General features: G+C 52.4%; 13 protein-coding genes. 10 read left to right on the forward strand and 3 right to left on the reverse strand.

Going from position 1 to position 15,004, the window contains the following annotated elements; genetic code table 11:
- Positions 1-26 precede the first annotated feature (26 nt).
- A complete protein-coding gene (locus MKY12_RS13665) occupies positions 27-719 on the reverse strand; it encodes a GntR family transcriptional regulator (protein ID WP_339256501.1) in 693 nt (230 codons plus the stop codon).
- 155 nt (positions 720-874) lie between these two features.
- Here MKY12_RS13665 and uxaC point away from each other — a divergent pair, with 155 nt between their 5' ends.
- Entirely contained in the window at positions 875-2,284 is a 1,410-nt protein-coding gene (gene uxaC, locus MKY12_RS13670) for a glucuronate isomerase (RefSeq protein WP_209870386.1), read from the forward strand.
- 281 nt (positions 2,285-2,565) lie between these two features.
- On the opposite strand, the gene MKY12_RS13675 is transcribed toward uxaC, so the two are convergent.
- On the reverse strand, positions 2,566-3,399 hold the full coding sequence (locus MKY12_RS13675; RefSeq protein ID WP_327196478.1) for an AraC family transcriptional regulator: 834 nt from the start codon (positions 3,397-3,399) through the stop codon (positions 2,566-2,568).
- Between the two features lie 158 nt (positions 3,400-3,557).
- Between MKY12_RS13675 and MKY12_RS13680 the strand changes: the two genes are divergently transcribed.
- The 4 genes from MKY12_RS13680 to MKY12_RS13695 are packed head-to-tail and all read left to right on the forward strand — an operon-like array spanning position 3,558 to position 7,691.
- Positions 3,558-4,721: a Gfo/Idh/MocA family oxidoreductase gene (locus MKY12_RS13680; RefSeq protein WP_339314095.1), complete on the forward strand. Its 1,164-nt coding sequence runs from the start codon at positions 3,558-3,560 to the stop codon at positions 4,719-4,721.
- 53 nt (positions 4,722-4,774) lie between these two features.
- Complete coding sequence (locus MKY12_RS13685; protein ID WP_339314096.1) at positions 4,775-5,551, forward strand: sugar phosphate isomerase/epimerase; 777 nt, start codon at positions 4,775-4,777, stop codon at positions 5,549-5,551.
- Complete coding sequence (locus MKY12_RS13690; RefSeq protein ID WP_339314097.1) at positions 5,548-6,636, forward strand: Gfo/Idh/MocA family oxidoreductase; 1,089 nt, start codon at positions 5,548-5,550, stop codon at positions 6,634-6,636. The genes MKY12_RS13685 and MKY12_RS13690 overlap by 4 nt, the downstream gene beginning before the upstream one ends.
- A gap of 38 nt (positions 6,637-6,674) precedes the next feature.
- Positions 6,675-7,691, forward strand: coding sequence for a Gfo/Idh/MocA family oxidoreductase (locus MKY12_RS13695; protein WP_339314098.1), 1,017 nt, complete (start codon positions 6,675-6,677; stop codon positions 7,689-7,691).
- Between the two features lie 180 nt (positions 7,692-7,871).
- Here MKY12_RS13695 and MKY12_RS13700 read toward each other — a convergent pair whose 3' ends face one another.
- Positions 7,872-8,432: a TetR/AcrR family transcriptional regulator gene (locus MKY12_RS13700; protein WP_339314099.1), complete on the reverse strand. Its 561-nt coding sequence runs from the start codon at positions 8,430-8,432 to the stop codon at positions 7,872-7,874.
- Positions 8,433-8,792: 360 nt separating this feature from the next.
- Between MKY12_RS13700 and msrA the strand changes: the two genes are divergently transcribed.
- The 5 genes from msrA (at position 8,793) to MKY12_RS13725 (ending at position 14,977) form a co-directional block, all read left to right on the forward strand.
- Positions 8,793-9,311, forward strand: coding sequence for a peptide-methionine (S)-S-oxide reductase MsrA (gene msrA / locus MKY12_RS13705; RefSeq protein ID WP_339314100.1), 519 nt, complete (start codon positions 8,793-8,795; stop codon positions 9,309-9,311).
- 349 nt (positions 9,312-9,660) lie between these two features.
- On the forward strand, positions 9,661-11,031 hold the full coding sequence (locus tag MKY12_RS13710) for a glycoside hydrolase family 64 protein (protein ID WP_339314101.1): 1,371 nt from the start codon (positions 9,661-9,663) through the stop codon (positions 11,029-11,031).
- A 170-nt stretch (positions 11,032-11,201) separates the two neighbouring features.
- Positions 11,202-11,921 carry an HAD family hydrolase gene (locus tag MKY12_RS13715; protein ID WP_339314102.1) on the forward strand — a complete coding sequence of 240 codons (720 nt, stop codon included), beginning with the start codon at positions 11,202-11,204 and terminating at the stop codon, positions 11,919-11,921.
- 485 nt (positions 11,922-12,406) lie between these two features.
- On the forward strand, positions 12,407-14,320 hold the full coding sequence (thrS, locus tag MKY12_RS13720; protein WP_339314103.1) for a threonine--tRNA ligase: 1,914 nt from the start codon (positions 12,407-12,409) through the stop codon (positions 14,318-14,320).
- A gap of 60 nt (positions 14,321-14,380) precedes the next feature.
- Entirely contained in the window at positions 14,381-14,977 is a 597-nt protein-coding gene (locus MKY12_RS13725; protein ID WP_339314104.1) for a GNAT family protein, read from the forward strand.
- Positions 14,978-15,004: the final 27 nt, after the last annotated feature.

The raw sequence follows: 15,004 nt of genomic DNA on the forward strand, positions 1-15,004 counted from the left end.
AAAGTATGATCTTGCGTCAGGTTATATCAGTCTGCGGATCTTTGCTTATAATATTGCGGATATTTCTCCATCAGCATCTCCTGATCGGCGATCGTCAGGGCCATATGCTCCTGCATAAGCTGATCCCCTTGCTGAATATTATGCTGCTCAATGGCTTCATATAGACCATAATGCTGCCGGTACAGATGCTCCCAGTTGTGATCTGCCGTGAGCTTGAGCATCCGGCTGCGGTTCAGGTGAACCTTGATCTGCTGGATGACCTCCCAGGTATTCTTTTTATTGCAGCCCATAAAAATCACATGATGGAACTCTTCGTCCAGCATGAACATTTCCTTATAGTCCTGATCCTCGATGCAGAGCTTCTGCTTGTCCAGATTAGCCTTCAGATCGATAAGATTCCTGGCCTGGAAGGCGCTGCACGATTCCCGGATGACTGCCCGCTCCAGATGCTCGCGCATGAAGCGGGCTTCTTCCACGAGCTCGGAATCAATCAGGGAGACCACCGTTCCCCGCTGGGGGTATACAGCAAGCAGGCCCTCCTGGGCCAGACGGACAAAAGCCTCACGGACCGGAGTGCGGCTGACACTGAACTTCAGCGAAATCTCCTTCTCCGAAATCCCGGTTCCGGGCGGCAGCTCCAGCAGCAGAATCTGATTCTTCAGTGAACGATACACGATGTCCCTTGTGGAGAGTGCTTGTGTACCGATAGTGTATTCCATCGTGTAACCCTCCTGTTAATGATTAATGTAAGCACTACCATACTACCATACTTGTATGGTAGTATGGTAGTGCGAATGGGCAGAAGCGCCTGCTGTCCGCTTCAGGACGGTATCCGTGGCCCGTCAATATCATACACGAGAGGCTGGATAACAATATGAGTACCTCATCTTTTATTCATGACGACTGGCTGCTGTTAAGTCCAAGTGCACAGAGACTGTATCACGATTATGCCGCTGCAATGCCGATTTATGATTTTCACAGTCATCTGAATCCGCAGGAGATCAGCAGTAACCGCAGGTTCCGCAATATCGCTGATCTCGCCTTATCTGGGGACCATTACAAGTGGCGGGCGCTCCGCTGGCTGGGCGTTGACGAACAGCTAATTACCGGGAATGCGCCGGACAAAGACAAATTCATGGTCTGGGCGCGTTCCCTGCCTGAGATGGTGGGCAATCCGCTCTACCACTGGACTCATCTGGAGTTGAAGCGCTACTTCGGGATCGACGAGCTGCTCTCCGGGGAGACTGCGGACAGTGTGTGGGAACGCTGCAATGAGCAGCTCCAGGGAGATGAACTGACTACGCAGGGGATTCTCAAAAAACTCAATGTCGATGTGGTCTGCACAACGGATGATCCCATTGATTCACTGGAGCATCACATTCAGATTAAGAAGGACAATGTGCTTCAGACGGTGGTTGCCCCGACCTTCAGACCGGACCGGGTGCTGAATATCCGTGATGAAGGATTCACCGGATACGTGGGCCTGCTTGGTGAGGCGAGCGGTATTGAGATCCACGATTACTCCGGATTCCTCCAGGCTGTGACCGCGCGGATCGATTATTTCCATAAGCATGGCTGCCGGCTGTCGGATCAGGCTTTCGGTGAGCTGCCGCATGCCCAGTCTACAGAGCATGAAGCGGCCTACATATTCGCCCGGGCCTTCAAAGGGGAAGAGATCAGCCCGCAGGAGGAACAGAAGTTCCAGAGCCATACGCTGATCAAATTAGGCCGGCTCTATCATGAGCGGGGCTGGAGCATGCAGCTGCATATCGGAGCGCTGCGCAACAACAACGCACGGATGTTCAGTGCCATCGGCAAGGACAGCGGCTTCGATTCGATTCTGGATTTCAATATGGCCCGCAGTCTCAACGCACTGCTGAATGAGCTGGATGCCAGCGGACAGCTGCCGAAGACCATCGTCTATACGCTGAACCCTTCGCAATACGAGATGATAGCCACCGCAATCGGTAACTTCCAGGGTGATGGCATCAAGGGCAAGGTGCAGATGGGTTCCGGCTGGTGGTTCCATGATCAGAAGGAGGGCATGCTGCAGCAGTTGAAGGCGCTATCCAGCATTGGCCTGATCAGCCCTTTTGTCGGCATGCTGACTGACTCCAGAAGCTTCCTATCCTTCACGCGTCATGAATACTTCCGGCGCATTCTCTGCAACCTGTTCGGCACGTGGATGGAAGAGGGGGACCTGCCGCGAGACTATGCCTTGATCGGCCGGACCATTGAGAATATATGCTACAACAATGCGGATGCGTATTTCGGGATCAAGTAGAGAGCAGGAGCGCAGCATACCATTCATGGCTTGGAAAAGCACAAGTGGAAACGGCTTTGCCGTCCTTTTAAAGGACGGTACCGTTTCGGAAACCTATAAATTATATTTTCAAAAAATCAGCAGGCTTCTTACAGAGGCATGCTGATTTTTTGTTTCTTGAGGAAACTATGATTTTCCTCTGTTGTGGATAAGTGGTACGCAGGCGCGTGACCCTAATGTATGCGGAAAACAGCATACATTCGGTGCTGGTGCGTATTTGTTCTGGCACCTTCCGGTGCATCCTACCGCGTACTGCTCCGATAAGCAGACGGGGATACGCCGGTTGACTTCTTGAACACCTTCGAGAAGTGGGCCAGCTCCATGCCGACCTGCTCGGCGATACTGGAGATGCTGAAATCGGTGTAGGAGAGCTGCCTCTTCGCGAGCTCCATCCGTTTCAGCTGGACGTACTGCATCGGCGGAACGCCGATGAATTTCTTGAAATAGGGAATGAAATAGTTCGGGTGCAGATGGACCCGCTCTGCCAGCTCCTCGACCGTCAGCGGCCGCATTAACCGTTGATCGATGTAGCCCAGCACATTCGCCAGCTTGCCCTGGTCGCTCGTATGTGTCAGATCGTCAAGGAAATTGCTATAGCCCCCCGATTCCAGACAGAGGGACAGCAGCGTAAGCAGCGCGGCCTGCGTCCGCAGGGTAGCGAGGAAGCCGGTATCCTGGAACCATTCAATCATCTCCGCGAACATCGTCCGGGTGGCCTCCGGATCAGGCACATCACAGATGTAGAGCTTATTCGCCGAATGAAACAGCGGCCATTCCCCAATCTGCGCATCGAAGTGGCAATAGTAGCGTGTATAAGGATCATCACGTGAAGTATCCGTGGTCTGGGTAGAGCCTGCGGGCATAATCATCAGCTGTCCGGGTCTCGGATAGTACGCCACTCCGTTGATAATCACCTTGCCTTCGCCGGAATCAATATAATACAGCCGGTTGAAGGCAGGGGTCTCATTCGTCCGGTTCCATCCCGGATATCTGCTGGTTAACTGGGCATGGGTAACGGTAACCGTCAGGTTGTGCAGCAGGCGTCCGGTCAAATTGCCGTTCGCAATCATATTCATGTCTGGGCTCCTCCATTAAGGATATAAATCTATTATAACGCTTCCATTTATCTAATACATCTTATTATTATACAAATATACCTTAATTACAGTCATGTTCACCACCGGCAAATAGGGTTATCCTCATAACATAAACTGTTTCAGGAAGGGAATGGGAGATGGATAAGGTACGTTATGGAATTATTGGCGTTGGGGGTATGGGGCGGACCCATGCACAGAGTCTGCTGAGTGATATTAAGGGGGCCGAGCTAACCGCCGTCTGCGACATCAGCCCTGAGCGGCTGGAATGGGCAGAGGAGCATTTGCCGGATCATGTGCAGCGCTTTCTGTCGCCGGAGGAGCTGTTCAAGTCCGGGATCATTGATGCTGTAATGATTGCCACCCCGCATTATGACCATCCGCCGCTGGCGATTGAAGCGCTGGGCTACGGGCTGCATGTTCTGATTGAGAAGCCTGCCGGTGTCTATACGAAGGCAGTACAGGAGATGAATGACGCCGCAGCGAAGTCTGACCGCAAATTCGGCATTATGTATAACCAGCGGACGAATCCGCTCTATCAGAAGCTGAGAGAATTGATTCAGTCCGGGGAGCTGGGAGAGATCCGGCGCACGAATTGGATTATCACCAATTGGTACCGCTCTCAGAGCTACTATGATTCCGGCGGCTGGCGGGCGACCTGGGGCGGGGAAGGCGGCGGAGTGCTGCTGAACCAGGACCCGCACCAGCTTGATCTCTGGCAGTGGACTACCGGAATGATGCCTAAGCGGGTACGCGCTTTTTGCCAGTTCGGGAAGTACCGGAATATTGAGGTTGAGGATGATGTGACCGCCTACGTGGAGTATGAGAATGGCGCAACCGGGCTGTTTATCACGACTACAGGGGAAGCACCGGGGACGAACCGGTTCGAGATTACAGGCGACAACGGTAAAATCGTCATCGAAGACGGCACGCTGACCTTCTTCCGCCTTCGCACCCCTGAGCCGAAGTTCAATGCGGAATATACCGGGGGCTTCGGAGCGCCGGAATGCTGGAAATGCGAGATTCCCGTGGAAGCCGGGAATGGAGAGCAGCATAAGGGGATTCTGCGCAACTTCACCAATGCGATTCTGCATGATGAGCCGCTGCTGGCTCTGGGGGAAGAGGGCATTCACGGGCTGACCCTGTCCAATGCCATGTATCTGTCTGCGTGGACCGACAACTGGGTGGACCTGCCGATCGACAGCGAGCTGTTCTATGAGAAGCTGATGGAGCAGGTGGAGAATTCGACTTTTCAGAAAGCTCCGGTCAGCCAGAAAGCCCTTGATGTATCGGGTACCCACTAGATTAACTTTACTCTCTTACGCCAATTAAACTTATCTAGGAGTGGATGAATACAATGAACCGTTCAACGATTGCCGCCCAAATGTATACCCTGCGTGAATATACCCAGACGCCGGAAGCCTTGCGGGAGAGCATGCGGAAGGTGAGCAGCATCGGGTACCAGGCTATCCAGATCTCCGGGATCGGTCCCATGGACCCTAGGCTGGTGAAGGAATATGCCGATGAATTTAATCTGAAAATATGTGCGACACACGTTCCCTGGGACCGGCTGGTGAATGATTTGGATGCACTCGCCGCCGAACATAAGCTGTGGGACTGCAAATACATCGGTCTTGGCTCGCTGCCTGCGGAATATCAGACCAGCCAGGAGGGCTACCGTACCTTCGCCAAGCTGGCTTCCGGCATTGCACGTACACTTAAGGAAGAGTATGGCCTGCAATTCGTTTATCATAATCATGATTTTGAATTTGAACGTTTTGACGGTCTGACCGGTATGGATGTGCTGCTGCAGGACAGTGATCCGGAGGTCTTCGGGTTCGAGCTGGATCTGTACTGGGTTCAGGCGGGGGGCGGAGATCCTGTAGAGTGGATTCACAAGGTGGAAGGCAGAATGCAGGCCGTGCATTTCAAGGATATGACTATTCTGAACCGTAAGGCAGTGTTTGCCGAGATCGGCGAAGGCAATATGAACTATGGAGCGATTATTGATGCCTGCCGCAAGACGGGGGTGGAATGGCATATCGTGGAGCAGGATGTGTGCCAGCGTGATCCGTTCGAGAGCCTGGAGATCAGCCTCCGGCATCTGCACTCCAGATTGGAGGTGCAAGCATGAGCCGCAAGGATGGAATGATGCATGCTCCGGTACATGAGGCGAAGCCTGTCGTGGGACCGGGTGAATTCGTAATTGCTGCGCTGGCACTGGATCATGGGCATATCTACGGGATGTGCAACGGGCTGGTGGAGGCGGGAGCCGAGCTGAAGTGGGTATACGATCCTGACCCCGAGAAGGTAAAAGCATTCCTGAACAAGTATCCCGGCGTCAAAGCCGCACGCTCTGCTGAAGAGATTCTTGAAGATCCTGAGGTCCGGCTCGTAGCAGCAGCGGCCGTTCCTTCGGAGCGCGGTCCGCTCGGTCTGCGGGTGATGGCACACGGGAAGGATTATTTCACGGACAAATCTCCGTTCACTTCTCTGGACCAGCTCGCGGCAGCACGCCTTCAAGTGGAGCAGACGGGGCGGAAATACATGACGTATTACAGTGAGAGACTGCATGTAGAGAGCGCTGTCTATGCCGGTCAGCTGGTGCAGCAGGGGGCGATTGGCCGTGTGCTTCAGGTGATGGGACTGGGGCCGCACCGGTTAAATGCACCCAGCCGGCCGGAATGGTTCTTCCAGCGTGACAAATACGGCGGCATTCTCTGTGACATCGGCAGCCATCAGATTGAACAGTTCCTCTTCTACGCGGGCTGCCGTGATGCCAAGGTACTGCACAGTAAGGTCGCCAACTACAACAATCCGGCTTACCCGGAGCTGGAGGATTACGGGGATGCTACGCTGGTTGGGGATAACGGGGCTACGCAGTATTTTCGCGTGGACTGGTTCACTCCGTCAGGACTCGGAACCTGGGGCGATGGCCGGACGATCATTCTCGGCACGGAAGGCTATATTGAACTGCGCAAATACAGCGATATCGGCCGCTCCAGCACACCGGACCATGTCTACTGGGTAGACGGCGAGGGAGAGCATTATGAGCATGTGGCCGGGAAGATCGGTTTCCCGTTCTTCGGTGAGCTGATTCTGGACTGCCTGGAACGGACGGAGAAGGCGATGACGCAGGAGCATGCGTTCAAGGCTGCTGAGCTGTGTCTGGAGGCGCAGCGTCAAGCGGTGAATCTGACCCCGGATACGCTCAAATAGTTGCATTACAGCTATCAGAAGATCGGAAGGTGGTTAAGATGAATACCAATGGAGCAGCGATTATCGGCTGCGGGGCGATTGCCCCGCTGCATGCCAGAGCCATTGCTTCCATCCAGAATGCGCGGCTGGTAGCCGTGGTGGACAGTGATCCTGTTCAGGCAGCACAGTCTGCTCAGGATTACGAATGTGAAGGCCTGACGGATTACAGGGAGCTGCTGGAGCGTGCAGATATCGGCATTGTCCATCTCTGCACGCCGCATCATCTGCATGCCGGAATGGCGGTAGAGCTGCTGAAGGCCGGCAAGCATGTGTTAACCGAGAAGCCCATGGCGCTGGATGTACCTTCGGCCCTCTTGATGCAGGAGGCGGCGGAGCATGCAGCGGGTCAGCTGGGTGTAGTGTTCCAGAACCGTTATAATGAACCTTCAGTGCGGATCAGACAAGTAATCGATTCCGGCAGCCTGGGCAATCTCCTCTGTATGAAGGGTCTGGTAACCTGGACCCGGACTGAGGAGTACTATACGAACAGTCCCTGGAGAGGCCGCTGGTCTACGGAAGGCGGAGGGGTATTGATCAATCAGGCTATCCATACCCTGGATCTGCTGCAATGGTTCGGCGGTGACATCGCTGCCGTGAAAGGGAGTGTCAGCACCGATGTGTTGAACGATGTCATTGAGGTCGAGGACAGCGCACATGCGTGTATCGACTTCAAAAACAAGGCGCGCGGACTTTTCTACGGAACCAATGCGTATCAGGCCAATTCGCCGGTGGAGCTGGAGCTGGTCTTCGAGCAAGGGACCCTGCAGCAGCGCCGTGACAGTCTCTATCTGTGGAAAGAGGGTGAGGAGACGCTGCTCTGCGAGCCGCAGAGCATCAGCAGCGGCGGGAAATCGTACTGGGGCACCGGGCACTCACGGTTAATTCATGACTTCTACACCCACATCCGTGAAGGCCGCAGGTTCTGGATTGACGGTGCTGAGGGCATCAAAGCGCTCACGCTGATTGCAGAGATCTACAAGTCCTCGGGCAGCCGGAATCTGGTCCCTCAGCTCTAGCATTCATCAACCGGCTGATGCCGGAATAGGCTGTCTCTTAGGCAGAGTTCTGCTTAAGGGATGGCCTTATTTGAAATATAGAAGTTATATGTTTCATACGATAACTTATCCTTCTATTTCTCGCTGAAACGGTACCGTCCTTTAAAAGGACGGCAAAGCCGTTTCCACTTGTGTTAGCCGCTACAGCTTAATCGCAAGCCAGCAGGCTTCAATGGTCTGCTGAATCTGCTGCTCGTTAAGCGGATATTTTCCGTCCAGGTATCCTTTGATGACAGCAATTAATATCCCGTAGATCAGCTGGTAGCACAGACAGACATTCATTTCCCGGATGATTCCCTGCCGCTGGCCTTCTTCAATGATGGAGAATATCTCTAAGGTTGAGGGGGCCAGCGTGTTCCGCAAGTCCTCGGAAATATAGGGCGAGGAGCAATAGTTCTCTGTGAAATCAACCTCTTTGGGGTATTGAAGCGAATAGTTGGCCGTATTCTTCAGAAGGCTCTTCACACGCTCATAGATGGTTAAGCCGGGATCATAGCCGTTCATGACGAACTCATTTTTATGTATGCGGACTTTATGGTACAACTCATTGACCAGCTGCTCCTTGTTCTCGAAATAATGATAGAATGTGCTGGAGCCTACATTGGCCCTCTTAAATATTTTGGCAAAAGTAACAGATTGTAAGCCTTCTTCAGTAATTAAATCAAGGGTTGCCTGAAGAATATCATCGCGTTTACCCATCATTACACCTCACTAGCGGAAAAATCATTCTATAAAATAGTACAACCCCTGCAAGGAATTGTCAATTAACAGAATTTGTATTCCACTTCCAAGTATCAAAAAGATAGATTTTGTGGTGAAATAGACAATAGAAAAACTATATTTTAGTCATTATTCTGCAAAAAGGAATTTCCATTCCGAACATACTTGAAGTTTAATTATTCTCTTTCTGAACTATCAATAGAATAAATATTCTATTTCTTAAGTTTATCTAAGGGCAATCAGTACTAGCGATCAAATTGACTTTCAGATCGTTAGGTTTTATCTTCAGTACAGGGTTTACCTAGAGTCAGCAGAAGAGAGACAGGGAGTGGGAGTGTGGCTATGGAACAGGCAATGTTTGCCGGAGGCTGCTTCTGGTGTATGGTTACACCGTTCGAAGAGCTTCCCGGTATTCACGGAATCGTATCAGGTTACGCCGGAGGTACGGTAGAGAACCCTACTTATGAGCAGGTGAAGACCGGTACAACCGGTCACTATGAGGTAGTGCAGATCACTTATGACCCTGAATTGTTCCCTTATGAGCGCCTGCTTGCGCTATTCTGGCCGCAGATTGACCCGACGGATGACGGCGGACAGTTTCAGGACCGGGGATCGCAGTACCGCACGGCGGTATTCTATTATACGGAAGAGCAGCGGCTGGCTGCACTTGCTTCCCGGGAGCAGGTGGCAGTCAGCGGCAGATTCGAGCTTCCGGTGGTGACGGAGATTCTGCCTGCGCCGGTATTCTATCCGGCAGAAGACTATCATCAGGACTATCATAAGAAGAATCCGAAGCATTATAAAGAGGACCGTGAGCAATCCGGACGGGATACCTTTATTTCGCAGCACTGGCACAAGTGATTCGTGAATATCCGTTAGACAAAGCCTGTGATTACCCGGCATCTGGGAATTGCGGGCTTTTTACTATTTTCGCAGCATCCTGTGGGTTAAGCTATAGATCATTATGCCAAAAACCAAAATATGGGAACCTAAATCCGAAATTCCGTGCCTACTCAATTGCCGATTGTGCAACTATAATCATATTTGTAAACGGATACAAGCATTGGTAATTCTGGTTTTGATGCAGCGGGAAGAGAGAGGAGGGAACAGGGGATAGAATAAGCAGCTCAGCGAAATACAGAATGCTCTATAGCTCCTGTAGTTGAAGGGAAGTGCTGCAATGCCAATATTATTCAGGAGGAATCTAAGAATGTCCAAAAAATGGCTAATGACGATGCTTGCGTTCGTGCTTCTGCTCTCTTGCCTGCCCTTGTTCAATTCCAAAGCAGCCGCAGCTGATTATACCCAAGGGGTAGATCTGTCGGGAACCTCAGCTACCATCTGGTTCAAATCTACGGTCAGTACCAGCTGGACCGATGTGCATTACAAGGTGAACTCGGGAACCCAGCTAAACTACCGAATGACTTATAACAACAGTAAAGCGCGTTATGAGCAGGTGGTTACAGGTGTCGCCAGCGGCACAGCACTCTCGTACTTCTTCACCTACAACAATGGGACTCCGGCTTATGATACCGGCTGGTTCAACTACACTGCGGGAACCGCGCCCACTGCAGCGCCGACTACTCCGCCTTCCGGGTCTTCCGGTTCGATCTATTCTATCGCTGCCTCTTCTATTCCGACACCGCCGGGAGGCTCCGTGTCTGTCAAAGTCATGAATGGAACGGGAGGCGCTTACCCCGATAACCAGGTCTATTGGGGCGTCATCGGCATCAACCCGGCCAACGGCAAATGGAGTTATCTGGATCTTAGCGGCAATCTCATTCCGATCTCGAATGCGCTGAATAATGCTTCCGGCCATCTGACCAAGAACGGGGTCAACTATGCCAATATTTATCATACGGTTAGCCAGACCAACTGGGTAACGCTGCCCAAAATTACCTCCGGCCGCATGTTCCTAAGTGTTGGCACGCCGTTGTATATTAAGACCTATGACGACGGCTTTGCCGGACCGGATATCGATAATCCAACCGATCCTAACCGTAATCTCTATTTCGACTTCGTTGAATTCACGGTGGATGCTACAGGCTACCATGGCAATACGACCCGTGTAGATGCCTTCGGCTTCCCGATCCAGCATCGGCTGGTCGGCTTGTCCGGCGGTTATGACAAGACGGTAGGCGAGCTGGAATCGGAAACACGTGCAGGAATTTTCACCAAATACCAAAATGAAGTTCCCGCTGCCTTCAAATCACTTGCAACCGATCAGGCGCCTTACCGGATTATTGCTCCAGTCCATGGATCGTTCAAGGCCGGCGGTGCCAACGCGAATTACTTTGCAGGCTATTCCAGCTACAGCACCCAGGATATTCTGCGCAATGACGGTTCGTTAATCGATGCCGCCACTTCCGCTGCGATCAACCGCCATGTGTACACCACTAGTAACTGGAACAACGTAGCGAACTATTACAATGCGGCTCCCGCCAACTTTTATGCGAAATTCTGGCATGATCATAGCATCAGCGGCTTAGCCTATGGCTTCCCGTATGACGATGTTAACGGCCAGGCAGCCTATCTGGAAGTCGGTGACCCTAAAGGTCTAATTATTCGCGTGGCCTGGTAAGATAGAGCCGAAGGCTTCAAGCAGCACAGCTTCCTCAATCATCAGCAAATGAGAGCTATCGCATATAGAGCCGGCCCTGAATATAAGCAGGCAACCGGCTCTTTCACATGTCTATTCAATCCAAAAAGACTAAAAAGGCAAATCTATAGAAAATAAACAGGAAGAAAGGTATGATAGATAGCAATTGCACACGAAGGGAGCATCCGGGAGAGATGAAGAACGGCTTGAAGCACATCTTATTTGATCTGGACGGCACACTGACTGACCCCAAGGAAGGCATTACCAAAAGCGTGGAGTATGCGCTTAACCAATTCAGCATCGAGGTGGAGCATCCCGACCTGCTGATTCCATACATAGGTCCGCCGCTATATGATTCTTTTATTGAAATTCAGGGCTTCACGGCGGAGGCAGCGGCACAGGCTGTGGAGTTCTACCGGGAGCGTTTCCGGACGCTGGGGATGTTCGAGAACCATGTGATTCCAGGCATTCCAGAGCTGCTGGAGAGCTTGAGAGCCAAGGGGTTCGAGCTGTATGTGGCGACCTCCAAGCCTATTGTATTCGCTGAGCAGATCCTGCGCCATTATGAGCTGGACGGGTTCTTCAAGTATGCGGCAGGCAGCAATCTGGACGGGACACGCTCGAAGAAGCGCGAGGTCATTCAATACGTGCTGGACGAGAATAATCTTCTTGCTACGCAGTCGCTGATGATCGGGGACCGGGAGCATGACATTATTGGGGCAAAAGCCTGCGGCGTAGCCTCTGTGGGCGTGTTGTTCGGCTATGGTTCCGAGGAGGAATTATCGGCGGCCGGAGCGGATTTTATTGCGCAAACGGTGGAAGAAGTAGGGGATATTATTCTGCGGTTGCAGCGGACTGAGCTTAACGGATAAGGCCCACGGGCTGAGGGATTAAGGGAGTAAAGGATTAAATAATTTAGCGGTCAAGCGGGAAGCGGATTTTAAGTTTTTTTCTGCGTGGTATTGACTTCTGGCAAAGACCGTGCGTATTATGTAACCAGCAACACCATAACCAAGGCAATGACCAGAGACAGGATATCCCGTGAGGACTGACCAGAGAGAGAAGTGCAAGGTGAGAGCTTCTTACAGAGACCAGCCGGATGTTACCCCTCTATAGCCGTGACACTGAACCCTCCTGCTGTTAGCGAGGCTGTAAATGCCACCGACCCATCCCCGTTAACGGATGCCATGAGGATTGTACTGATCACGTTTCCGCCGAACAGCCGGGGGTGAAGTGACGTATAGTCGAATTAGGGTGGAACCACGAGCTTAAGACGCACTCGTCCCTTTCCGGGATGAGATGCGTTTTTTTGTGTTTACATTTACGAATATACACTGAAGAAATGGAGGCCATAATCATGGAGATTCAAGTGCAGCTGCCGGATGGAGCAAATAGGAGGTATTCGCGTAACACCACAATTGCGCAGATTGCGGAGTCGATTAGCGTAAGTCTAAGGAAGAATGCAGTAGCCGGCAAAATCGATGGCAGACTCGTTGACCTTGATTGTCCGGTTGAAGGGGACAGCCTCGTGGAGATTGTGTTAGCAGACAGCAGCGACGGGCTGATGATTCACAGACACAGCACAGCCCATGTGTTGGCCCAGGCAATTAAACGGATCTATGGAGAACGGAACGTGAAGCTGGGCATTGGTCCGGTGATCGAGGACGGCTTCTATTACGACATAGATATTGACCAGCCTCTGTCCAGCGAGGATCTTGCTGCGATTGAGCGGGAGATGGGGAAGATCATCAAGGAGAACCTGCCGATCCGGCGCCGGGTGGTCAGCCGGGCGGAAGCGGTGCAGTTCTTTGAACAGCTGGAAGAGCCGCTGAAGCTGGAGCTGCTCCGGGATCTGCCGGAGGACGCGGTCATCAGCCTGTATGAGCAAGGCGAATTCACGGATCTATGCCGGGGGCCGCATCTGCCCTCCACTGGCCGGATTAAGGCGTTCAAGCTGCTTAGTGTAGCGGGTGCCTACTGGCGCGGGGATGCTGACAATCAGGTGCTTCAGCGGATATACGGCACGGCTTTCCTGAGCACAGCTCTACTTGAGGAGCATCTGCACCTGCTGGAGGAAGCGAAGAAACGGGATCACCGCAAGCTGGGCAAGGAGCTGGGCTTGTTCATGTTCTCCGAGGAAGCGCCGGGCATGCCGTTCTACCTGGCCAAAGGGATGCTGATCCGCACAGCGCTGGAGGATTTCTCCCGCAGGCTGCAGCGCGCGGACGGGTACGAGGAGGTCCGCTCGCCGCTGATGATGAACCGCCGTCTGTGGGAGCAATCCGGGCACTGGGATCATTACAAGGATGAGATGTATTTCACGAAGGTGGATGAGACAGACTTTGCGCTGAAGCCGATGAACTGTCCAGGACACATGCTGATCTACAAGAACAGCCTCCGTTCCTACCGGGATCTGCCGATCCGCATTGCGGAATACGGCCAGGTTCACCGCCATGAATCCTCCGGTGCGTTGAACGGGATGATGCGGGTCCGTACTTTTTGCCAGGATGATGCCCATTTGTTCGTGCTGCCGGAGCAGATTGAATCTGAGATTACACGGGTGCTGGAGCTGATCGATCAGTTCTATTCGATCTTCGGATTCGAGTATAAAGTCGAGCTGTCTACACGCCCGGAGGACTATATGGGTTCCGAAGAGCTCTGGGATCAGGCGGAGGAGTCGCTGGAGCGTGTACTGAAGAAGAATGGAATCGAGTACCGCGTGAATGCGGGGGATGGCGCTTTTTACGGACCGAAGATTGATTTCCATGTCCTCGATGCCCTGAAGCGGAGCTGGCAATGCGGTACGATTCAACTGGATTTCCAGATGCCTGAGAAGTTCGACCTGACTTACATTGGCGAAGATAACAACAAGCATCGTCCGGTTGTCATCCATCGTGCGGTGTTCGGCTCTATTGACCGGTTCATGGGTATTCTTACAGAGCACTATAGCGGAGCGTTCCCACTGTGGCTGTCTCCGGTGCAGGTCAAGCTGCTGCCAGTCTCTGTGGTTCATGACGAGTATGCCGAGCAGGTCAGAAGACAGCTGGCTTCAGCCGGACTGCGGGTGGAGACAGATTCCCGGAATGAGAAGCTGGGCTACAGAATCCGTGAAGCGCAGCTGGAGAAAATCCCTTATATGCTGGTGCTGGGAGACCAGGAGCAGAATGACGGAACAATCTCGGTACGAAGCCGTGCGGAGAACACATTATTCACACTGACCGCCCAGGAGTTCATTCAGCAACTGACAGCTAAGATTGACGGTTGGGAATAAATCGCTTCATATATAATAGTTGAAAAGCATAACAGGTAAAAAGATATAGGGGGAAGTCAGTTGACAGTAATAGAAGCAGGCCAGCTTGCAGGTGGCGTAATCCGGCTTGTGCCTTTGGCGGAGGAGCATAAGCTTGAGCTTAAGAATTTGCTGCACAATCCGCTGATCTGGGAGTACACCTGGAGGCAGGTCAGCTCAGAGGAAGAGGCAGGACAACTGGTGGATACGGCTCTGGAGAATCAGGCGGCAGGCAAGGATATACCTTATGTCATGATAGAGCAGCCATCCGGCCGGATCGTAGGGACCACGCGGTTGATGCATCTGGACCGTACGCATCGCAATGCAGAGATTGGCTGCACCTGGATTTCACCGGAATACTGGAGAACTGCGGTGAATACAGAGTCGAAGCTGCTTTTACTGCAATATGCCTTCGAAGTGCTGGGCCTGATCCGGGTGGACTTCTCCATTGTCAGTCACAATCTGCGCTCCCAGCGGGCCATTGAGCGAATTGGAGCGGTCCGGGAGGGTATTCTGCGCAAGCATAGGATCACCGCTCAAGGCGCTGTTATGGACAATGTGCTGTACAGCATTATCGATGAGGAATGGCCTGCGGTGAAGAAGAATCTGCAATATTTATTGAATGAGAAATACAAATAGCATTTTAACATAGAGGGGTCCCTACGC

It is taken from the genome of Paenibacillus sp. FSL M7-0896 (genome assembly GCF_037975415.1).
In the GTDB taxonomy this organism is placed as follows: Bacteria; Bacillota; Bacilli; order Paenibacillales; family Paenibacillaceae; genus Paenibacillus_AQ; species Paenibacillus_AQ silagei.

Bases quoted from the DNA above. Each gene is read 5' to 3' on its own strand.
- MKY12_RS13665 (WP_339256501.1), bottom strand. From the start codon at position 719: ATGGAATACACTATCGGTACACAAGCACTCTCCACAAGGGACATCGTG.
- uxaC (WP_209870386.1), top strand. From the start codon at position 875: ATGAGTACCTCATCTTTTATTCATGACGACTGGCTGCTGTTAAGTCCA.
- MKY12_RS13675 (WP_327196478.1), bottom strand. From the start codon at position 3,399: ATGAATATGATTGCGAACGGCAATTTGACCGGACGCCTGCTGCACAAC.
- MKY12_RS13680 (WP_339314095.1), top strand. From the start codon at position 3,558: ATGGATAAGGTACGTTATGGAATTATTGGCGTTGGGGGTATGGGGCGG.
- MKY12_RS13685 (WP_339314096.1), top strand. From the start codon at position 4,775: ATGAACCGTTCAACGATTGCCGCCCAAATGTATACCCTGCGTGAATAT.
- MKY12_RS13690 (WP_339314097.1), top strand. From the start codon at position 5,548: ATGAGCCGCAAGGATGGAATGATGCATGCTCCGGTACATGAGGCGAAG.
- MKY12_RS13695 (WP_339314098.1), top strand. From the start codon at position 6,675: ATGAATACCAATGGAGCAGCGATTATCGGCTGCGGGGCGATTGCCCCG.
- MKY12_RS13700 (WP_339314099.1), bottom strand. From the start codon at position 8,432: ATGATGGGTAAACGCGATGATATTCTTCAGGCAACCCTTGATTTAATT.
- msrA (WP_339314100.1), top strand. From the start codon at position 8,793: ATGGAACAGGCAATGTTTGCCGGAGGCTGCTTCTGGTGTATGGTTACA.
- MKY12_RS13710 (WP_339314101.1), top strand. From the start codon at position 9,661: ATGTCCAAAAAATGGCTAATGACGATGCTTGCGTTCGTGCTTCTGCTC.
- MKY12_RS13715 (WP_339314102.1), top strand. From the start codon at position 11,202: ATGATAGATAGCAATTGCACACGAAGGGAGCATCCGGGAGAGATGAAG.
- thrS (WP_339314103.1), top strand. From the start codon at position 12,407: ATGGAGATTCAAGTGCAGCTGCCGGATGGAGCAAATAGGAGGTATTCG.